Origin of the sequence: Ferrigenium straubiae, assembly GCF_051257895.1 — a bacterium.
Classification (GTDB): Bacteria; Pseudomonadota; Gammaproteobacteria; order Burkholderiales; family Gallionellaceae; genus Gallionella; species Gallionella straubiae.
The window spans coordinates 2,234,414-2,252,875 of the sequence record NZ_CP194331.1 but is presented as its reverse complement, the minus strand read 5'-3'; the positions used below and the strand labels follow the sequence as shown (position 1 = coordinate 2,252,875).

Below are 18,462 nucleotides of genomic sequence, written 5' to 3'. Positions count from 1 at the left end.
GAAATGAATTACGAGGTGTGCAGGATAAAAGGTCAAGCTTAAGGGATGCTTAACGCAAAAAATATTTTCGGAATGAGCCGCAATGAGCTGCGACAACAGAGGGAATGGTGCCGCTTGTCGGATTCGAACTGACGACCTACCGCTTACAAGGCGGTTGCTCTACCAACTGAGCTAAAGCGGCATTAAAAGTGCAGCATACAACCGGGGATTTTTGCGGACTGGTGGGTCGTGGCAGATTCGAACTGCCGACCAACGGATTAAAAGTCCGCTGCTCTACCGGCTGAGCTAACGACCCTACGCAAAAGAGCGCGAATTATACGGGTTTGGCCCACCCTGTCAACGCAAAATGCCGCTTGCGGCAAGGCTTGCGGACTATGCCGCGCGATAGGCGGTCGGGTCGGCCATGCCCGCGGAATCAAACCCCGCGCGGCGCAGGCGGCACGAGTCGCAGACGCCGCAGGCGCGCCCGGATTCGTCGGCCTGGTAGCAGGAAACCGTCTGCGCGTAATCCACCCCGAGTGCAGTTCCCCGCCGGATGATCTCCGCCTTGGACAGGTGCAGCAGGGGCGCGTGGACGGTCAGCGGGCTGCCCTCGACGGCGGCCCGGGTGGCGAGATTGGCCATGCGCTCGAAGGCCTCGATATAGGCGGGGCGGCAATCGGGATAGCCGGAATAATCCACCGCGTTCACGCCGATGAAGATGTCCTGAGCCTGCAATACCTCGGCCCAGGCCAGGGCCAGCGAGAGCATGATGGTGTTGCGTGCGGGAACATAGGTCAGCGGGATGCCTGCGCTGGGCTGTTGCGGCACCGCGATGCTGCTATCGGTGAGGGCGGAACCGCCGAATCCCGTGAGGTCGATGTCGATCGTACGGTGTTCTTGCGCACCGAGCATCTGCGCGACGCGCTGTGCGGCGGCCAGCTCGGCGTGATGGCGCTGCCCGTAATCCACGCTCAGCGCATGGCAGGCAAAACCCTGCGCACGCGCCATGGCCAGCACGGTTGCCGAATCCAGCCCACCCGACAGAAGCACGACGGCGTTTTTCATCGCTAATGCCCCGGCTCGTTGTTCCACAGCAGCTTGTGCAATTGCAGCAGCATCCTCACCGGCAGGCGGTCGCGCAATATCCATTCGGCGAGCTGCGTCGCATCCAGTGCGCCATGCGCGGGCGAAAAGGCTACTTCGCATTTTTCGCCGAGACCATGCTGCCGCAGGATTTGTTCGGCCCACTGGTAATCCTTCTCGTCGCACAGCACGAACTTGATTTCGTCGTGCGGGTTCAGCAGCGGCAGATTTTCCCAGCGGTTCTTTCCGGACTCGCCGGATGCGGGGGTCTTGATGTCCACCACGCGCATCACGCGCGCATCCACCTCGCCGATATCCAGCGCGCCGCTCGTTTCCAGCGACACCTGGTAGCCCGCATCGCATAACGCGCGCAACAGCGGCAGGCAGTTCTTCTGCGCCAGCGGTTCGCCGCCGGTGACGGTCACGTAGCGTGGCGCATATCCGGCAACCTGCCGGAGAATTTCCGCCACGCTCATGTCCTGCCCGCCCATAAAGGCGTAAGTCGTGTCGCAGTAGGTGCAGCGCAACGGGCAGCCGGTCAGGCGGATGAACACCGTGGGCAGGCCGATGCGGCTGGTCTCGCCCTGCAGGGAAAAAAATATTTCGCTGATGCGCAAATGCACAGCTGGATTTTGGGGGGGCATAGCGGACTACTTGCCGGCAGCGAGGAGTTTTTTGGCCTTGCCGGCGGCTTCGCTGCCAGGATATTTGGCGACAAGCTGCTTGAGGGTTTTTTGTGCGGCCGCATCCTGCTTCAATTCCTGCTGGCAGCCGGCGATGCTGAACAGTACCTCAGGCGCCTTGGGCGTGCTGGGATAAGCCTTGAGCAGGCTCTGATAGGCACCGAGCGCGCTCTTATAATCCTTCAGGGTGAACAGCGCATTACCCAGCCAGTAACCGGCATTGGGCACATGCACCGACTTGGGGTATTTCTCGAGGAATTCCTGGAATGCCGCAACTGCATTCTCGTAGCTCCCGCCCTTGAATAAGCCATAGGCGGCCTCGAAGGCGCGGTTCTCAGCTGCGGGATTATCGGGATCGGCCGGTACCGCGGGAACATCGCCCCCAGCTTGCGCCGCATTATCCGTGGGTTCGAAGCGGCGCAGTCGCGTATCCAGATCCACGTAGAAATCCTTCTCGCGCTTTTCGGCATCCTGCAGGCCGTGCGCGAGCTCTTCGTTCTGCCCGCGCAGCTTGCGGATTTCGCCGTTCAGCGCTTCGACCTGGCCGAGCAGGTCCAGCAGCGACTTGGTTTGCTGTTCGGTGGCGGATTCCAGCTTGAGCATGCGCTCCTCGAGCTGCTGGATTTGTTTGCGCGCATCGTCATCGGAGAACAACCCCGCCTGCGCGGGGGCGGCACAACACAAGGCCAGCAACAAGAGGACCCGCTGCTTCAGCATCGTTTACTTCGCGTAGTTCAGATCGGTACGGCGGTTCTGTTTCCAGCATGCCTCGTTGTGGTCGGCGCAGCGCGGCTTCTCTTCGCCGTAGCTGACGCTATCCAGTTGGTCCGCCCTCGCGCCGCCTGCCGCCAGCATCTTGCTCACACCGTCTGCGCGGCGCTGGCCGAGACCGAGGTTGTATTCGTTGCTGCCGCGCTCGTCGCAATTGCCTTCGAGGCGCACCTTGCGGTTGGAGTGCTCGCTCAGATACTTGGCGTGCGCCTGCACCAGCGGCTTGTCCGCCTCCTGAACCACTGCCACATCGAACGGATAGTAGGTGCTGCGCCCTGCCAGGATGCTGCTCGGATCGTTGAGCGGATCGACTTCAGCCTTGGGTGCGGGAGCCGGAGCCGGCTTGGGTGCTTCGGCCTTGGGTGCCGGTGCGGGTGCCGCTTCTTCCTTCTTTGGCTCGCTGGCACAGGCAGCAAGCAAATTGACCAAAACAATGCTGATTATTAGTTTTTTCATGGCATTCCCCTTTACTAGGTTAGGTTAAGGATAGGGTCCCCACACAGGTTCGCGTGCATCGCCGCTTTGCGTAAACATGTGCTGCTTGACACGACCGTCGCTGGAAACAGTCGCCAATATACCACGACCGCGCGCCTCGCTGGCAAACAGTATCAGCTTGCCGTTGGGCGCATAGCTGGGTTTTTTCTCCCACCCGCCCTCGGTGAGCAGCGACATCTGCCCGCTCTGGAAGTCCTGCATGGCGACATAAAACCCGCCACCGTTGAGGTGCGCGAACACGAAGCCCTTGCCGTCCGGGCTGTGCCGTGGCGAAAAATTGGTGCCTTCGCCAAACGTCAGGCGCTCCGCCGGCCCGCCCTCCGCCGGCATGCGATAGATCTGCGCGCTGCCGCCGCGATCCGAGGTGAACAGCAGGGATTGCCCGTCCGGCGAGAAATGCGGCTCGGTATCGATCGCGCCGCTGAAGGTGATGCGCCGCAACCCGCTGCCGTCCGGACGAACCAGGTAAATCTGCGAACTGCCGTCGCGCGTCAGCACCACCGCCAGCTGCCGACCGTCCGGCGACCAGGCCGGCGCACTGTTGCTGCCGCGAAAATCGGCCAGCACCTTGCGCTGATTGGTGTACAGCGACTGCACGTACACCACGGCATGCTCGGTCTCGAAACTCACATAGGCGAGATGGCTGCCGTCCGGCGACCAGGCGGGAGACATGATCGGCTGGTTCTGTGCAAGCACGGTCTGTTCGTTGGCGCCGTCGCTGTCTGCCACGATCAGGCGGTAACTCTTCCCCACGCGGTTCACATAGGCGATGCGCGTGCTGAATACGCCCTTGGCGCCGGTGAGTTTTTCATAGACCAGGTCCGCGATGCGATGCCCGATGGCGCGTACCTGGTTTTCGGCTGACGAGACCGCTTGGCCGATCAATTCCGTCTCCTTGACCGCGTCCAGCAGGCGGAAACGCGCCTCGATGCGGCCATTGGGCAGCACCGCAACCGTACCGATTGCCAGCGCCTCCGCACCGCGCACCTGCCAGTCCGGATAGCTGACCTCTGCTGGTTCGTGCGGCGATTTACCGGTCGGATCGACCAGACGGAACAGCCCGCTGCGCTGCAGATCACCGGTCACCACCTCGTTGATGGCCTGCGCGATCTTCTCATCCCCGCCGAACGGCACGATGGCCACCGGAATCTGGTGCTCCCCCGCACCGATGATTTCGATGCTCAACACCGCGCCTGCCATCGAGGCCTGCGCCAGCAACAGCAACCCAACCACACTCCGCAACACACGCAACACCATATCTATCCTCTTCTATTCGACCGGCCTGAATACCAGTTTCAATTCGCGAAATCTGTTGAACATCGTCGCATCGGCGGGCAACGGCAAGGGCTGCGACTTCAGGATCGCGCGCTCCACCGCATCGTCGTAGGCCGCGTTGCCGCTGGATTTGACAAGCCTTGCGCTCAGCACCCCGCCGCCCGGCAGCAGCGTCACGAGGAACTCGGCGCGCGCATCATCCGCCACATCCGGCGGCATCACGATGTTGCGGCGCACCTTGCTGGTGATCCTGCCGGTGTATTCATCCACCACGCGTCCGATCGCCGATTCCCGCCCGGCCCGCTCGCGCGCGGCCATGCCTGCGATGCTGCCCGCTCCCTGCCCCCCGGGCTGGGCAATCACATCGGCGATGCGCGGAAGCACTTTCTTTTTCTCCGGCTTCTCCTCGGCCGCCCTGGTCTCTGCCTTCTTCTTGTCGGGCATGACGATCTCCGGCTCAACCGCTTTTTCCGGCTGCGGCGGTGCTTCCTGCTTGACTGCTTTCTCCGGTGGCGGCGGTGCGGCCTCCTCGGCCTTCGCCTGGCCCGGCGGTGCCCCGGCCTCGCCCGGCAGGCTAGCCCACAACTCCACGCTCATCGTCCCGGAAGGCTGCGCCTGCCACGCAAAGCCGAAATACAGCAACGCGAAAAAAACGCCATGCACCGCCGCGGCCAGGATGCCCGCAGGCAGCTTGTAGGGTTCGTAGTAAGCGACCGCGCTCATTTGCCCTTTGCTTGAGTGAGCAATCCGACCTTCTTGATGTGCTGCTGTTGCAGCACGTCCATCACGTTGACGACTTCTTCATAGCGCACGTTTTTGTCGGCGGAAATAACCACCGCCTGCTCCGCCTGGATGCCCTGCCGGGTCTTCAGGATCGCGACCAGCTCTTCGCGCGAAACCTTGCTTTCCTTGCCGCCCCTGGAATGATCGCGCAAAGCCAGCGTGGCGTCTTTCCTGATGACGACCTCCAGCGGCGCGACCGGCGGGACCAGCGACTTGCCCACGCTGGGCAGATCGATCTGCCCGGGATTCATCAGCGGCGCGGTCACCATGAAGATCACCAGCAGCACCAGCATCACGTCGATATAGGGCACGACGTTGATCTCGTTCATCAGGCGGCGCGCGGAATGGCGTTCAGAGTTCACGGCTGCACCTCCAACACGTTACTGGCGTAGCCAGCCGTTTGCGGGAGGAGGTGCAAGGCAGCCATTCCCGCACCCGTCGCTACCGCGCACCGTGTCATGGCTGCCTCTGCAACACGTTGGAAAACTCTTCGGTGAAACTCTCGAAACGCGTCGCCAGCCGGTTGATGTCATGCGCGTAGCGGTTGTAGGCGATCACCGCCGGGATCGCCGCGAACAGGCCCATCGCGGTCGCCACCAGCGCCTCGGCGATCCCCGGCGCGACATGCGCCAGCGTCGCCTGCCCGACGTTCGCCAGGCCGCGGAACGCATTCATGATGCCCCACACCGTGCCGAACAGCCCGACATACGGGCTGACCGAACCGACCGAGGCGAGGAACGCCAGATGCGACTCCAGCCGGTCCATCTCGCGCTGGTAGGTCGCGCGCATCGCGCGACGCGTGCCGTCCATCACCGCAGCGGCCTCCACGCCATGCTGCTTCCTCAGCTTTACGAACTCGACAAAACCGGCGGCGAAGATGCGCTCCAGCGCGCCCTGGTTGCGCCGCGTGTTGCCGCTCACCTGTTTGTACAGCTCATTCAGATTCTGGTTGTGCCAGAACGCATCTTCAAACTCCCCGGTCAGCCTGACCTCATGGCGGATAGCGAACAGCTTGAGGAAGATGTACCACCACGACAGCAGCGACACCAGCAGCAACAGGCCCATCACGAGCTGCACCAGCACGCTGGCATTGCTGATGAGATGTATAAACGACAAATCCTGCGTCACTTCCATTGTTGTCCTTTCCCGATTAAACCTTCCACTGCCTACGCAAGACCTCCGGCACGCTGACCGGCTTGAAGCCTTCCACCGAAACGCACACCAGATGCACCTCGCCCTCGGCCAGCACATCACCATTACGCCGCACAGTCTGCACCAGATTCAGGCGGCTGCGCCCGATCTCCTTGATCTGCGCCGTGACCTCCAGCAAATCGTCGAGCAGCGCAGGTTTGAGATAATCCAGCTTCAGCGAGCGCACCACGAACACCACGCCGAACTCTTTCATCAGCCCGGCGTTGCTGTAGCCATGCGTGCGCAGCCACTCGGTGCGCGCGCGCTCCATGAAGTTCACGTAGCTCGCGTGATACACCACGCCGCCCGCGTCGGTGTCCTGAAAATAGACCCGGACCGGCAGCGCAAATATCCTGTGCCTACTCATCCAGCAAGTCCCCGCTGATCGGGTTGCCCGCTACCACCAGCCCGAAATGGCGATAGGCATTCGCGGTGGCCATGCGCCCGCGCGGGGTGCGCTGCAGGTAACCCTGCTGGATCAGGTATGGCTCCAGCACGTCCTCGATGGTGTCGCGCTCCTCGCCGATCGCGGCCGCGAGGTTGTCCACGCCAACCGGCCCGCCGAGGAATTTTTCGATCACGGTCAGCAACAGTTTTCGGTCCATCACGTCCAGCCCGCGCGCATCCACGTCGAGCATGGTCAGCGCGGCATCGGCAACCTCGCGCGTCGCATCGCCTGCTGCCTTCACGTCGGCGAAGTCGCGCACGCGCCGCAATAAACGATTCGCGATGCGCGGCGTGCCGCGCGAACGGTTGGCGATCTCCAGCGCGGCATCAAACGACAGGCTCATCTCCAGCAGCTTCGCCGAACGCATCACGATGCGCTGTAATTCCTGCGGCGTGTAGAACTCCAGCCTTGCCACGATGCCGAAGCGGTCGCGCAGCGGATTGGTCAGCATGCCCGCGCGCGTGGTCGCCCCCACCAGCGTGAACGGCGGCAGGTCGAGCTTCACCGAGCGCGCGGCAGGGCCTTCGCCTATCATGATGTCGATCTGGTAATCCTCCAGCGCGGGATAGAGGATCTCCTCGACCACGGGCGAGAGGCGATGAATCTCGTCGATGAACAGCACGTCGTTCGGCTCGAGGTTGGTGAGCAGCGCGGCGAGGTCGCCGGCACGCTCCAGCACCGGGCCGGAAGTGTGGCGGATGTTGACACCCATCTCGCGCGCGATGATCTGCGCCAGCGTGGTCTTGCCCAAGCCCGGCGGGCCGAACAGCAGCACATGATCGAGCGGCTCGTTGCGCCGCTTCGCCGCCTCGATGAAGATTTCCAGTTGTCCGCGGATTTTTTCCTGCCCGACGTATTCGTCGAGCTGCTTCGGGCGCAGCGCGCGCTCCAGCGCCTCCTCCTGTTTCGACACGGAGGTGGGCGCGATCAGGCGCGGTTCGGCGGAGAGGTTGTCGCTGTGAATCATGCTTTGGATAATAACTTAAGGGCCTGGCGGATGCCGTCCGAAACATCGGTGTCTTTAGGCAATTGCTTGACCGCCCAGCCGGCCTCCTTCTCGTTGTAGCCCAGGGCCAGCAGCGCGTTGACGATGTCGTCGCCGGACGATGCGGGCGCAACATCCCGCGCGGCGCTCGCGACGCTTGCCGCAAATTTGCCCTGCAATTCCAGCAGCAGCCGCTCGGCGGTCTTCTTGCCGACGCCGGGAATTTTGGTGAGGCGGCCCGCCTCCTTGTTCGCCACCGCGAGCGCCAGGTCGGCGAGGCTCAGGCCGGACAGCACGGCCAGCGCGAGTTTGGGACCGACGCCGCTGATCTTGAGCAGCTGACGGAACGCCGCGCGTTCGTCCAGCGAACCGAAGCCGAACAACAGGTGCGCATCCTCGCGCACGATGAGCTGCGTATGCAGCACCACTTTTTCGTGCAGCACCGGCAGGTTGTAGAAGGTGCTCATCGGCACGTCCAGTTCGTAGGCCACGCCCTGCACATCCAGCAGGATTTGCGGCGGGTTCTTTTCCAGCAGGATTCCGGTTAAACGGCCAATCATTTTCCTATCCCAAAATTAAACCAAGTGAGAGCAAGGCTCCATGCAGCAGCATCGCGGCGATGGTCAGCCTGATCGCGCCGCCGAGCTGCTGCGGTTGCGCGGCGTGCCGCAGCAGCAGGCGTGCCGCCTTGACGCTCAACGGTAGCGCGAGTACTGTCAGCAGGGCGAGCACCGGCAACCCATCCAGCGCCACCGCCGACAACAGCCATCCATAGGCCAGCGCCGCGATCAGCACATAACCCCAGCGCGCCTGCTGCACCTCCAGCCGCGCCACCCAGTGCAGCTTGCCCGCCGCCGTATCCGCCTTGCGATCCGGGAACTGGTTGATGTAAAGCAGGTTGGCCACCAGCAGCGCGTAGGACAGACCGGCCACAAACGGCGCGGCGGAGAAACCTTTGCGCTGCACGAAATCCGTCCCCACCGTTATCAGCAGGAATCCCGCCGCCACGCACAACTCGCCCCAGCCGCGGCTGTTCAAACGGAACGGCGGCGCGGAATACGCCCAGCCGATGAACAGGCCGGCGAGGCCGACATACCACAGCTGCGGCGCGGAGCGCAGCATCAGCCACAGCCCCGCCAGCGCCACGCCGGACAGCAGCGCAAAACCGAAATTGCGCGTCTGCGCCATGGTCAGCACGCCGTTCTGGATGAAGCGGCTGCCGCCGGTGAACGGGAAGATGCGCTCGGTGTTCTGTGCGTCGGTGCCGTTCAGCGCATCGTAATAATCGTTCAGCACGTTAACCCCGGCATGCGCCAGCAGCGCAAACAGCAGCGTAACCGCCGCCAGTTCCGGGTTAAGCGCGATGCCGTCATGCCGGGCTGCCGCCAGTCCGAGCAGGCATGCCATCAGGCTCGCCGTGAGGAACGCCGGGCGCGTCGCCGCGGCGTAACGCAGCCGCGGGTTCTGGAATGTTGCGATGGTCGGTTCCAGCGGTTGCACTGTCATACCAGCCTCCCCCCCCCGAACGCGAAAACCCTTGGTCGCCAAAGCGCCCAAACCCATTCCGCCATGCGCATGACAGATCGCGCAGGCCAGCGCATCCGCCGCATCCGGGCTGGGTGTGCCGGACAGTTTCAGCAGGCGCTGCACCATCTCCTGCACCTGCTCCTTCTTCGCGTGGCCGTTGCCGACCACCGCCTGCTTCACCTGCAGCGCGGTGTATTCAGCCACCGGCAGGTTCACCAGCACCGCCGCGCAGATCGCCGCGCCGCGCGCCTGCCCGAGCAGCAAGGTGGATTGCGGGTTGACGTTGACGAACACCTTCTCCACCGCCACCTGCTGCGGCTCATGCTGCGCTATCACCTCACCCAGCGAATCCAATATCACCTTCAACCGCTCCGGCAGTTCGCCGTCCGGCGTCTTGATGCAGCCGCTCGCGACGTAGTGCAACTGCTGTCCGTGTTTCTCGAGGACACCAAAACCCGTGATGCGCAGGCCGGGATCGATGCCGAGGATGCGCACTACTCCTCCATGACAGCGGTGGTATAGACCTCCTGCACGTCATCCAGATTCTCCAGCGCATCGAGCAGCTTCTGCATCTTCACCGCGTCGTCGCCGCTGAAGACTACCTCGCTGGACGGCTTCATCGTCACTTCGGCGAATTCCGGCTTGTAGCCCGCCGCCTCCAGCGCCTGCTTCACGTTCACGAAATCGTTGGGCGCGGCGACCACCTCGATGCTGCCGTCGTCGTTGGTCGAGATATCTTCCGCGCCGGCGTCCAGCGCAACCTCCATGAGGCCGTTCTCGTCGGTACCGGGGGCGAAGATCATCTGCCCGCAATGCTTGAACAGGAAGGACACCGAGCCGTCCGTCCCCATGTTGCCGCCGTTCTTGGCAAAGGCGTGGCGCACTTCCGCGACGGTGCGCGTCTTGTTGTCGGTCATGCAGTCCACCATCACCGCCGCACCGTTGATGCCGTAGCCCTCGTAGCGCAATTCCTCGTAATTCACCCCCTCGAGCTGGCCGCTGCCGCGCTTGATCGCGTTCTCCACGGTGTCCTTGGGCATGTTGTTCTCGCGCGCCTTCTCGATCGCGAGGCGCAGGCGCGGGTTCGCGCCCGCGTCGCCGCCGCCCATGCGTGCCGCGACGGTGATCTCCTTGATCAGGCGCGTGAAAATCTTGCCGCGCTTCGCGTCCTGCTTGCCCTTGCGGTGTTGAATGTTTGCCCACTTGCTATGTCCAGCCATATTTCTCTCCAAAAAAAGCAGCCTTGCCATTCCCTATAAGACCATTCCGCGATGTTATCATTTACGCCTCAAATATCCCAATACAAGCCAAGCCGGACTGCCATGACCGAACCGCTGCTCATCGCCAAGAACGACAAACAAGAACTCTGCCTGCTGCCGCAGATGGCCAACCGCCACGGCCTGATCACCGGCGCGACCGGCACCGGCAAGACCGTGACCCTGCAGACGCTGGCTGAATCATTCAGCCGCATCGGCGTACCGGTGTTCCTCTCGGACATCAAGGGCGACCTCTCCGGCATGAGCAAACCCGGCGGCGGCAACGCCAGGGTCGAGGCGCGGGTGGGGCAACTCAAGCTGGAAAATTTTGCGCACCGCGCGTACCCGGTGACGTTCTGGGACATGTTCGGCGAGCTGGGCCATCCGCTACGCGCCACCATCTCCGACATGGGGCCGCTGCTGATCGGACGCATGCTCAACCTCAACGACGTGCAGCAGGGCGTGCTCTCGCTGGTGTTCAAGATCGCCGACGATAACGGCCTCTTGCTGCTCGACCTGAAAGACCTGCGCACGATGGTGCAGCATGTCGGCGACAACGCGAAGGAGTTCACCACCGAGTACGGCAACATTTCCGCCGCGAGCGTCGGCGCGATCCAGCGCGGCCTGTTGCAGATCGAGACGCAGGGCGGCGAAAGCCTGTTCGGCGAGCCGATGCTCGACATCAACGACCTGATGCAGACGGGAAGCGACGGCTGCGGCATGATCAACATCCTCGCCGCCGACAAGCTGATGACCTCGCCCAAGGTCTATTCGACGATGCTGCTGTGGCTGCTCGCGGAGCTGTTCGAGAACTTGCCCGAGGCGGGCGACCTCGCCAAACCGAAGATGGTATTCTTCTTCGACGAGGCGCACCTGCTGTTCAACGACGCGCCCGCCGCGCTGCTCGACAAGATCGAGCAGGTGGTGCGCCTGATCCGCTCGAAAGGCGTGGGCGTGTACTTCGTCACGCAGAACCCCGCCGACGTGCCGGACAAGGTGCTCGGGCAGCTCGGCAACCGCATCCAGCACGCGTTGCGCGCCTTCAGCCCGCGCGACCAGAAGGCGGTGAAGGCCGCCGCCGAGACCATGCGCGACAACCCGGAACTGGATGAAGCCTCCGTCATCACCGAACTCGGCGTCGGCGAGGCGCTGGTCTCCTGCCTGGACGAACACGGCCGCCCGGGCATCGTGGAGCGCGCGCTGATCGTCCCGCCGCAGGCGCAGATCGGCCCGATCACGGATGCCGAACGCAAGGCCGTCATGCAGGAATCGCTGCTCGCGGGGCACTACGAAAAAGCCGTGGACCGCGAGTCGGCCTACGAAATCCTCAAGGGACGCACCGCCGAAAAAACCACTGCCGCACCGCCCACGCCAGCCGAGAGCAGCGGACAGTCAAGTGGAGGATTAGGCGGAATGCTGGGCAGCGTGCTGGGGGGCGGCGGAAGCCGCCGTGAGGGCGCCGCCGAGGCGCTGGCCAAGAGCGCCGCGCGCGCCATCGGCTCGGAAGTCGGGCGGCAGATCATCCGCGGCGTGCTGGGTTCATTGCTCGGGAGACGCAGGTAGCACCACCATAATTCAAAAAAAGGGGGAGTGAAATGAAGACGATTCTGGTTGCAAACCCGAAAGGCGGCAGCGGCAAGTCCACGCTGTCGGTCAACATCGCCGGCTACCTCGCGAGCCGCGGCCAGCAGGTCGCGATGCTCGACCTCGACCGGCAGCAATCCTCCGCCCTGTGGCTCGCCACGCGCCCCGACACCCTGCCACGCATCCGCCTGCTCGATTCCAGGAAGGAAGACGACCGGCCAAACGACTGGCTGGTGATCGATTCGCCCGCCGGCCTGCACGGCAAAAACCTCGACCACGCCGTCAGGCTGGCGCACAAAATCGTCGTGCCGGTCGCCCCTTCGCTGTTCGACCTGCAGGCCAGCCTCGATTTCCTGAAAGCCCTGGCCGAAGAAAAATCGGTGCGCAAGAACAAGTGCCAGATCGGCGTGGTCGGCATGCGCATGGAGATGCGCACCAAGGCCGCCTGGGCGCTGGAGCATTTCCTCTCCACCCTCGACCTCCCGGTGCTGGCCTATCTGCGCGAAACCCAGGTGTATGTGAATGCCGCCTTCGAGGGGAAATCCCTGTTCGACCTGCCGCCCTACCTCGCCGAGCGCGAGCTCGAGCAATGGGCACTCCTGCTGGACTGGCTGGAGAAATAGGAAACCACTTTAAAACAGGGCCCTCTACTCAGGGGAAACACCTACACCGCCATCCTGCCGATGGCCGGATTTTGCTAATATGCGCATCCACCTCAACCGCCGCATTTTATGAACCCGTTCATTTACCTCATCGCCGGCAGCCTGCTGCTCACCGCCTGCGCGCAAGCCCCGCAGCGCACCGAGCCTGCACCTGCCCTCGCGCCACAGGCGGAAGCCGCGCCGGTGCTGCCCAATGTCGAGTTGAGCGACGAACTGCTCTACGAATTCCTCCTGACCGAGATCGCCAACCAGCGCGGGCACAAGGCATTGGCCGTGGAAGGCAGCACGGACCTCGCCAGAAAAACCCGCGATCCACGCCTGGCGAGACGCGCTGCGCAGCTGGCGTTCGAGTCCGGCGACATGAACAAGTCGATCGAGGCATTCCGGCAATGGCAGGAAGTCGAACCGACTGCGCCTCTGGCGGGACGCATGCTGGCTTCGATCCTGGTGCGCGGCAGCAGGCTGGGCGAAGCGCAGCCGGAACTGGCCGGGATGCTGGAAGCGGAGAAAGCGAATCCCGGCCTCGCCTTCATGCAGGTTTTCCAGTTGCTTGCCCCTTACCCCGACAAGCCTGCGGCCCTAAAGCTGATGCGCGAACTCGCCCAGCCCTATCCGCAGGCTGCCGAGGCGCACTGGTCGGTGGCACAACTGGCGCAACAGGCAGGTGACAACCAGCTTGCGCTAAACGAGGTGCGGCAGGCGCGCAGCCTGCGCCCGGAATGGGACATGGCGGCCATGCTGGAGGCGCAGCTGCTGCAGAAAAACGCGCCCAAGCAGGCGCTGGAAGTGTTGCGCGGCTACCTGTCCGATTATCCGGAGGCACGCGAAATCCGCCTGCAGTATGCGCGCCTGCTGCTCGAGCAGAAGCAGTACCGGCCGTCGCGCGCCGAATTCCAGCGCCTCGCGGAAAGCAGTCCCGACAACCCGGACCTCGCCTTTGCGATCGCGCTGATTTCCCTGCAGATGAACGAGTTGCAGGATGCGGAGGTACAGCTCAAGCGCGCGCTTGAAAAAGGCAAGAAGGACCAGGATACGGTGCAGTTTTACCTCGGGCAACTGGGTGAGGCCAGGGAAAACGAAGACGAGGCGATAGCGCATTACCGCGAAGTCAGAAGCGGCGAACACCAGTTCGCGGCGCGATTGCGCGTGGCCTATCTGCTGAACAAGCGCGGCAAACTGGACGAGGCAAGGGAATATCTGCAGCAGACCCAGGCCGCCAACAACCAGCAGCGCGTGCAACTGCTGCTGATCGAGGCGCAGCTGCTGCGCGAGGCGAAGCGGCTGGAGGATGCCTACCAGGTGCTGCAGCAGGGTCTGGCGAAGCTGCCCAACCACCCCGACCTGCTTTACGAAACCGCGATGCTGGCGGACCGGATCGGCAAACCGGACGTGTTCGAGCAATTGATCCGCAAGCTGATCCAGCTCAAGCCCGACCACGCGCATGCCTACAATGCGCTGGGCTACAGCCTGCTGGAGCGCAACGAGCGCATTCCCGAGGCAGTGGAACTGGTGGAAAAAGCCCTGCAGCTCGCCCCCGACGATGCCGCGATCATGGACAGCGTGGGCTGGGGCTACTACCGCAGCGGCCGGCTGGAAGAGAGCCTGAAGCTGCTGCGGCGCGCCTTTGCCGGCAACCCCGACCCGGAGGTCGCCGCACATCTCGGCGAGGTGTTGTGGGTGCACGGCGACAAGGATGAGGCGAAGAAGGTCTGGCAGGACAGCCTCAAGGCCAACCCCGGCAATACGCTGCTGCAGGCCGTCATCAAGAAATTTATTCCCTGATGCGCTGGCTGGGTGTTTTGCTGGCAGGCATGCTGGGCGGCTGCGCACTGCTGCCGTCCACACCCGTACCAGCCATGCGCCCCGCGCAGCCGGAAGCCGCGCCGTTCGCACTGAACGGACGCATTGCGGTCAAATACAACGGCTCGCGCCACTCTGCCGGCTTGCGCTGGACACATACGGCGCAATCCGACGAGATCCTGCTGCTCGCACCGCTCGGACAGACTGCCGCGCGCGTCTACCGCGACGCGCAAAGCGCTACGCTGGACGATGGCGACAAACACTATCAAGCCGTCAATACGGAAGCTCTGATGCAGCAGGTGCTGGGCTGGTATTTGCCGCTGAGCGGCCTGCACCACTGGGTGCTGGGCCTGCCTGAAGCGGGGAGCCCCGCGCAAATCGAACGCAACGGCAACGGCCAGATCGCCGTACTGCGCCAGGGCAGCTGGGAGGTGCATTACCAGCGCTACCCCGACGACAGGCCGGACAGCCTGCCGACGCGTTTGCAATTGAGCCGCGAGGGATTGCAGGTGCAACTGCTGATCGACGAGTGGGAACTGCCGTGATGCAAACGCTCACCTGCCCAGCGCCGGCCAAGCTCAACCTGTTCCTGCATGTCACCGGACGCAGGCCGGACGGCTACCACCTGCTGCAAACCCTGTTCCGCTTCATCGACCTGCACGACACACTGCATTTCACGTTGCGCAAGGATGGCTTGGTGCGGCGCACCAGCACCACCGAGGGCGTGCCCGAGGAGCAGGATTTATGTGTGCGCGCCGCACGCCTGCTGCAAGACGAGACCGGTTGCGCGCTGGGCGCAGATATCGCAATCGAAAAACATATTCCGATGGGCGGTGGTCTGGGCGGCGGCAGCTCGGATGCGGCAACCACGCTGGTCGCGCTGAACCGCCTGTGGTCGCTGGGGTTGTCGCGCCAGCGCCTGATGCAGCTCGGCCTGCGCCTGGGCGCGGATGTGCCGGTGTTCGTGTTCGGCGAAAACGCCTTTGCCGAGGGTGTGGGCGAAGAGTTGCAGGCCTGTCCCCTGCCGGAGGCGTGGTATGTGGTGCTGTTTCCCCCGGTGCAGGTGCCGACCGCGCAGATTTTTGGGCATCCGGAATTGACACGCGATACGGTTTCCATCACAATGCGCGCCCTTTCGGAGCGGCACGTGGATCTGCACAACGATTTGCAATCAGTGGCCTGCAAGCTCTATCCGGAAGTGGAGCGCCATATAGCCTGGCTAGGCAATTTCGGCAAGGCGATGATGACCGGATCGGGAGCATGCGTGTTCGCCGAGTTCGCTGATCAAAGCCAGGCCGAAGCGGTGTTGAAACGGCTGCCGCACGACATGCGCGGCGTGGTGGCGCGAGGTTTAGCACAGCATCCGCTGCATGATTGGGTGCTCGATTGAGTTATTGGGGAGTCGCCAAGTGGTAAGGCACCGGATTTTGATTCCGGCATTCGTAGGTTCGATCCCTACCTCCCCAGCCAAAACGTAAGTTTCGGCGCAGGCTAATGTGAGTGAAACGAACGTTAAGCTCGCGAAGCGGGCGGCCGAAGCCAGATTCGGGGCATTTGCCCCGTTGTTTTTCGATTCTTTGAGGGGTTGCACGTGTCCTACGACCGCTTGATGGTGTTCACCGGCAATGCCAATCCGAAGCTTGCCGCAGCAGTCGCGCAGCACCTGCACATCCATCTCGGACGCGCCAACGTGGGACGTTTTTCCGACGGTGAAGTGATGGTGGAGCTCCTCGAGAACGTGCGCGGCAAGGACGTATTCGTCCTGCAATCCACCTGCGCACCGACCAACGACAACCTGATGGAAGTGATGGTGATGGTGGACGCGCTGAAGCGCGCCTCCGCCGGGCGGATCACCGCGGCGATGCCGTATTTCGGCTACGCGCGCCAGGACCGCCGCCCGCGCTCGGCGCGCGTCGCGATCACCGCCAAGGTGGTGGCCGACATGCTCACCGGCGCCGGGATAGACCGGTTGCTGACCATGGATTTGCACTCCGACCAGATCCAGGGCTTTTTCGATATCCCGGTGGACAACATCTATGCCAGCCCGATCCTGCTGTCCGACGTGTGGAAGAGCAATTATCCGAACCTGATCGTAGTATCACCGGACGTAGGCGGCGTGGTACGCGCCCGGGCGCTGGCCAAGGAACTGGAAGCGGACCTGGCGATCATCGACAAGCGCCGCCCCAAGCCGAACGTGGCGAAGGTGATGAACATCATCGGCGACGTGGTGGGGCGCACCTGTTTGATCATGGACGACATGGTGGATACCGCCAACACGCTGTGTGAGGCGGCCAATGCGCTGAAGGAAAAGGGTGCGGCGCGCGTGCTGGCCTACTGTACCCATCCGGTGCTGTCCGGTCCTGCAATCGATCGCATCGAAAATTCAGCGATCGATGAACTGGTGGTCACCGACACCATCCCGCTGAGCGAAGCGGCGCGCAACTGCAAGCGCATTCGCCAGCTGAGCACGGCGGAATTGCTCGCTGAAACGATACGCCGCATCAACAACGAAGAATCGGTGAGCTCGCTGTTCACCGAATAGGATTAGCGGCAGCCATGGGGGCTGTTGCAAAGTAGGGTTTGCCTGGTCGCGGGCAAGCCTGTTTATTGGAGAAGTAAAATGACTATCGAAATCAATGCAACAACCCGCAAGGCGCAAGGTACGGGTGCGAGCCGCCGTCTGCGTAATTCCGGCCGCGTGCCAGGAATTGTCTATGGCTCCGGAAACGTCGTGATGATCGACCTGGATCACAACGATCTTTATCACAAACTGCGCTCGGAGGCCTTCCACGCCTCCGTGCTGACGCTGAACCTGGAAGGCAAGAAGGAATCCGTGCTGCTGCGCGACTTCGTGATGCACCCGTTCCGCCAGCAAGTGCAACACATCGACTTCCAGCGCGTGGACGCAACGAAGAAGATGCACATCAAGGTGCCGCTGCACTTCATCAACGAAGCCATCGCCCCCGGCGTGAAGGTTGGCGGCGGCAAGATCAGCCATGTATTGAACGAACTGGATATCGTCTGCCTGCCCAAGGATCTGCCGGCCTTCATCGAAGTCGATCTGGGCAAGCTGGAACTGGGACATTCCGTGCACGTAGCCGACCTGAAGCTGCCCAAGGGCGTGGAAGCGGCAGCACACGGCACACATACCTCGGAAGCGGTGGTAGCAACCGTGCAAGTTCCGCGCGGCGCAGTTGAGGCGGAAGTGGCTGCCGAAGCTGCACCCGCAGCAGCCACTGCTCCGGCCGCTGCTCCGGCAGCAGCCAAAGAAACCAAGAAGTAAGACGGGAACATCGTCATGCAACCCGCCATTGCTGATTACGGCATGGCGGGTTTTTCGTTTTCATCACTATGCCATCGATACGCCTGATCGTCGGCCTGGGCAATCCCGGGCGCGAATATGAAACTACCCGGCATAACGCAGGTTACTGGTGGGTGGACGAACTTGCGCGCCTGAAAAATCTGAATTTCAAGAACGAACCCAAGTTTCACGGCCTGATGGCGCGCGGCCAGTTGCACGATCACGAGATGCTGCTGCTCAAACCGCAGACATTCATGAATGTGAGCGGGCGATCGGTCGGCGCGCTGGCGCAGTTCTACAAGATCGCCCCGGCGGAAATCCTGGTGGTACACGACGAACTGGATTTGCCGCCGGGTGTGGCGCGCCTGAAGCTCGGCGGCGGACACGGCGGGCATAACGGCCTGAAGGACATCATTGCCCATCTCGGCACGAAGGACTTCTGGCGGCTGCGCCTCGGCATCGGCCATCCGGGCGAACGCAGCGAGGTGTCAAACTTCGTGTTGCATGACCCGCGCCGCGAAGAGCGCGAGCTGATCGATACGGCGATGCAGCGCGCGCTGGACGTCGCGCACCTGGTCGTTGAAGGAAAAACCGAAGCAGCGATGTTGAAGCTGCACAGCAACTAACCAAGGAAAC

At 62.9% G+C, this 18,462-nt stretch carries 20 protein-coding genes, 3 tRNA genes and 2 pseudogenes; 9 read left to right on the top strand and 16 right to left on the bottom strand.

Annotation, left to right across the window (positions count from 1 at the left end; all coding sequences use genetic code 11):
• Positions 1 to 105: 105 nt before the first annotated feature.
• From ACRRNM_RS10940 to ACRRNM_RS10865, 16 genes and pseudogenes are all read right to left on the bottom strand, one after another.
• A tRNA-Thr gene (locus ACRRNM_RS10940) sits at positions 106 to 181 on the bottom strand.
• A 38-nt stretch (positions 182 to 219) separates the two neighbouring features.
• A tRNA-Lys gene (locus tag ACRRNM_RS10935) sits at positions 220 to 295 on the bottom strand.
• A 77-nt stretch (positions 296 to 372) separates the two neighbouring features.
• Positions 373 to 1,047, bottom strand: a complete 675-nt coding sequence (gene queC / locus ACRRNM_RS10930; protein WP_435628247.1) for a 7-cyano-7-deazaguanine synthase QueC — start codon at positions 1,045 to 1,047, stop codon at positions 373 to 375.
• Between the two features lie 2 nt (positions 1,048 to 1,049).
• Entirely contained in the window at positions 1,050 to 1,709 is a 660-nt protein-coding gene (gene queE / locus ACRRNM_RS10925) for a 7-carboxy-7-deazaguanine synthase QueE (protein ID WP_435628246.1), read from the bottom strand.
• A 6-nt stretch (positions 1,710 to 1,715) separates the two neighbouring features.
• A complete protein-coding gene (ybgF, locus tag ACRRNM_RS10920; protein ID WP_435628245.1) occupies positions 1,716 to 2,465 on the bottom strand; it encodes a tol-pal system protein YbgF in 750 nt (249 codons plus the stop codon).
• Positions 2,466 to 2,468: 3 nt separating this feature from the next.
• Positions 2,469 to 2,975, bottom strand: a complete 507-nt coding sequence (gene pal, locus ACRRNM_RS10915) for a peptidoglycan-associated lipoprotein Pal (protein ID WP_435628244.1) — start codon at positions 2,973 to 2,975, stop codon at positions 2,469 to 2,471.
• A 24-nt stretch (positions 2,976 to 2,999) separates the two neighbouring features.
• A complete protein-coding gene (gene tolB, locus ACRRNM_RS10910) occupies positions 3,000 to 4,271 on the bottom strand; it encodes a Tol-Pal system beta propeller repeat protein TolB (RefSeq protein WP_435628243.1) in 1,272 nt (423 codons plus the stop codon).
• 12 nt (positions 4,272 to 4,283) lie between these two features.
• The gene (gene tolA, locus ACRRNM_RS10905; RefSeq protein WP_435628242.1) at positions 4,284 to 5,012 is read right to left on the bottom strand and encodes a cell envelope integrity protein TolA; all 729 of its coding nucleotides are present in this window, start codon (positions 5,010 to 5,012) and stop codon (positions 4,284 to 4,286) included.
• On the bottom strand, positions 5,009 to 5,401 hold the full coding sequence (tolR, locus tag ACRRNM_RS10900; RefSeq protein ID WP_435628677.1) for a protein TolR: 393 nt from the start codon (positions 5,399 to 5,401) through the stop codon (positions 5,009 to 5,011). The genes tolA and tolR overlap by 4 nt, the downstream gene beginning before the upstream one ends.
• 127 nt (positions 5,402 to 5,528) lie before the next feature.
• Entirely contained in the window at positions 5,529 to 6,206 is a 678-nt protein-coding gene (gene tolQ, locus ACRRNM_RS10895) for a protein TolQ (protein WP_435628241.1), read from the bottom strand.
• A 16-nt stretch (positions 6,207 to 6,222) separates the two neighbouring features.
• Positions 6,223 to 6,630, bottom strand: coding sequence for a tol-pal system-associated acyl-CoA thioesterase (ybgC, locus tag ACRRNM_RS10890; RefSeq protein WP_435628240.1), 408 nt, complete (start codon positions 6,628 to 6,630; stop codon positions 6,223 to 6,225).
• The gene (ruvB, locus tag ACRRNM_RS10885) at positions 6,623 to 7,678 is read right to left on the bottom strand and encodes a Holliday junction branch migration DNA helicase RuvB (protein WP_435628239.1); all 1,056 of its coding nucleotides are present in this window, start codon (positions 7,676 to 7,678) and stop codon (positions 6,623 to 6,625) included. The genes ybgC and ruvB overlap by 8 nt, the downstream gene beginning before the upstream one ends.
• Positions 7,675 to 8,256 carry a Holliday junction branch migration protein RuvA gene (gene ruvA, locus ACRRNM_RS10880; RefSeq protein ID WP_435628238.1) on the bottom strand — a complete coding sequence of 194 codons (582 nt, stop codon included), beginning with the start codon at positions 8,254 to 8,256 and terminating at the stop codon, positions 7,675 to 7,677. Before ruvA ends, ruvB begins: the two co-directional genes overlap by 4 nt.
• Positions 8,257 to 8,260: 4 nt before the next feature.
• Positions 8,261 to 9,094: pseudogene (locus ACRRNM_RS10875) on the bottom strand (prenyltransferase); the annotation flags it as partial.
• 117 nt (positions 9,095 to 9,211) lie between these two features.
• Positions 9,212 to 9,718: pseudogene (gene ruvC, locus ACRRNM_RS10870) on the bottom strand (crossover junction endodeoxyribonuclease RuvC); the annotation flags it as partial.
• Positions 9,718 to 10,443 carry a YebC/PmpR family DNA-binding transcriptional regulator gene (locus ACRRNM_RS10865; RefSeq protein ID WP_435628237.1) on the bottom strand — a complete coding sequence of 242 codons (726 nt, stop codon included), beginning with the start codon at positions 10,441 to 10,443 and terminating at the stop codon, positions 9,718 to 9,720. The gene ACRRNM_RS10865 and the pseudogene ruvC, both read right to left, overlap by 1 nt.
• 102 nt (positions 10,444 to 10,545) lie before the next feature.
• Between ACRRNM_RS10865 and ACRRNM_RS10860 the strand changes: the two genes are divergently transcribed.
• From ACRRNM_RS10860 to pth, 9 genes are all read left to right on the top strand, one after another.
• Positions 10,546 to 12,042: a helicase HerA-like domain-containing protein gene (locus tag ACRRNM_RS10860; protein WP_435628236.1), complete on the top strand. Its 1,497-nt coding sequence runs from the start codon at positions 10,546 to 10,548 to the stop codon at positions 12,040 to 12,042.
• Between the two features lie 32 nt (positions 12,043 to 12,074).
• Positions 12,075 to 12,686, top strand: coding sequence for a ParA family protein (locus ACRRNM_RS10855; protein ID WP_435628235.1), 612 nt, complete (start codon positions 12,075 to 12,077; stop codon positions 12,684 to 12,686).
• Positions 12,687 to 12,794: 108 nt separating this feature from the next.
• On the top strand, positions 12,795 to 14,507 hold the full coding sequence (locus tag ACRRNM_RS10850) for a tetratricopeptide repeat protein (RefSeq protein ID WP_435628234.1): 1,713 nt from the start codon (positions 12,795 to 12,797) through the stop codon (positions 14,505 to 14,507).
• A complete protein-coding gene (lolB, locus tag ACRRNM_RS10845) occupies positions 14,507 to 15,070 on the top strand; it encodes a lipoprotein insertase outer membrane protein LolB (protein ID WP_435628233.1) in 564 nt (187 codons plus the stop codon). The genes ACRRNM_RS10850 and lolB overlap by 1 nt, the downstream gene beginning before the upstream one ends.
• Positions 15,070 to 15,915 carry a 4-(cytidine 5'-diphospho)-2-C-methyl-D-erythritol kinase gene (ispE, locus tag ACRRNM_RS10840; RefSeq protein ID WP_435628232.1) on the top strand — a complete coding sequence of 282 codons (846 nt, stop codon included), beginning with the start codon at positions 15,070 to 15,072 and terminating at the stop codon, positions 15,913 to 15,915. Before lolB ends, ispE begins: the two co-directional genes overlap by 1 nt.
• Before the next feature lie 5 nt (positions 15,916 to 15,920).
• A tRNA-Gln gene (locus ACRRNM_RS10835) sits at positions 15,921 to 15,995 on the top strand.
• 121 nt (positions 15,996 to 16,116) lie between these two features.
• Entirely contained in the window at positions 16,117 to 17,067 is a 951-nt protein-coding gene (locus ACRRNM_RS10830; RefSeq protein WP_435628231.1) for a ribose-phosphate pyrophosphokinase, read from the top strand.
• A 78-nt stretch (positions 17,068 to 17,145) separates the two neighbouring features.
• Complete coding sequence (locus tag ACRRNM_RS10825) at positions 17,146 to 17,808, top strand: 50S ribosomal protein L25/general stress protein Ctc (RefSeq protein ID WP_435628230.1); 663 nt, start codon at positions 17,146 to 17,148, stop codon at positions 17,806 to 17,808.
• A gap of 68 nt (positions 17,809 to 17,876) precedes the next feature.
• Positions 17,877 to 18,452 carry an aminoacyl-tRNA hydrolase gene (gene pth, locus ACRRNM_RS10820; protein WP_435628229.1) on the top strand — a complete coding sequence of 192 codons (576 nt, stop codon included), beginning with the start codon at positions 17,877 to 17,879 and terminating at the stop codon, positions 18,450 to 18,452.
• Positions 18,453 to 18,462 lie beyond the last annotated feature (10 nt).

Excerpts from the sequence above, each read along its gene's own strand:
- queC (WP_435628247.1), bottom strand. The coding sequence starts at position 1,047 with ATGAAAAACGCCGTCGTGCTTCTGTCGGGTGGGCTGGATTCGGCAACC.
- queE (WP_435628246.1), bottom strand. The coding sequence starts at position 1,709 with ATGCCCCCCCAAAATCCAGCTGTGCATTTGCGCATCAGCGAAATATTT.
- ybgF (WP_435628245.1), bottom strand. The coding sequence starts at position 2,465 with ATGCTGAAGCAGCGGGTCCTCTTGTTGCTGGCCTTGTGTTGTGCCGCC.
- pal (WP_435628244.1), bottom strand. The coding sequence starts at position 2,975 with ATGAAAAAACTAATAATCAGCATTGTTTTGGTCAATTTGCTTGCTGCC.
- tolB (WP_435628243.1), bottom strand. The coding sequence starts at position 4,271 with ATGGTGTTGCGTGTGTTGCGGAGTGTGGTTGGGTTGCTGTTGCTGGCG.
- tolA (WP_435628242.1), bottom strand. The coding sequence starts at position 5,012 with ATGAGCGCGGTCGCTTACTACGAACCCTACAAGCTGCCTGCGGGCATC.
- tolR (WP_435628677.1), bottom strand. The coding sequence starts at position 5,401 with ATGAACGAGATCAACGTCGTGCCCTATATCGACGTGATGCTGGTGCTG.
- tolQ (WP_435628241.1), bottom strand. The coding sequence starts at position 6,206 with ATGGAAGTGACGCAGGATTTGTCGTTTATACATCTCATCAGCAATGCC.
- ybgC (WP_435628240.1), bottom strand. The coding sequence starts at position 6,630 with ATGAGTAGGCACAGGATATTTGCGCTGCCGGTCCGGGTCTATTTTCAG.
- ruvB (WP_435628239.1), bottom strand. The coding sequence starts at position 7,678 with ATGATTCACAGCGACAACCTCTCCGCCGAACCGCGCCTGATCGCGCCC.
- ruvA (WP_435628238.1), bottom strand. The coding sequence starts at position 8,256 with ATGATTGGCCGTTTAACCGGAATCCTGCTGGAAAAGAACCCGCCGCAA.
- ACRRNM_RS10865 (WP_435628237.1), bottom strand. The coding sequence starts at position 10,443 with ATGGCTGGACATAGCAAGTGGGCAAACATTCAACACCGCAAGGGCAAG.
- ACRRNM_RS10860 (WP_435628236.1), top strand. The coding sequence starts at position 10,546 with ATGACCGAACCGCTGCTCATCGCCAAGAACGACAAACAAGAACTCTGC.
- ACRRNM_RS10855 (WP_435628235.1), top strand. The coding sequence starts at position 12,075 with ATGAAGACGATTCTGGTTGCAAACCCGAAAGGCGGCAGCGGCAAGTCC.
- ACRRNM_RS10850 (WP_435628234.1), top strand. The coding sequence starts at position 12,795 with ATGAACCCGTTCATTTACCTCATCGCCGGCAGCCTGCTGCTCACCGCC.
- lolB (WP_435628233.1), top strand. The coding sequence starts at position 14,507 with ATGCGCTGGCTGGGTGTTTTGCTGGCAGGCATGCTGGGCGGCTGCGCA.
- ispE (WP_435628232.1), top strand. The coding sequence starts at position 15,070 with ATGCAAACGCTCACCTGCCCAGCGCCGGCCAAGCTCAACCTGTTCCTG.
- ACRRNM_RS10825 (WP_435628230.1), top strand. The coding sequence starts at position 17,146 with ATGACTATCGAAATCAATGCAACAACCCGCAAGGCGCAAGGTACGGGT.
- pth (WP_435628229.1), top strand. The coding sequence starts at position 17,877 with ATGCCATCGATACGCCTGATCGTCGGCCTGGGCAATCCCGGGCGCGAA.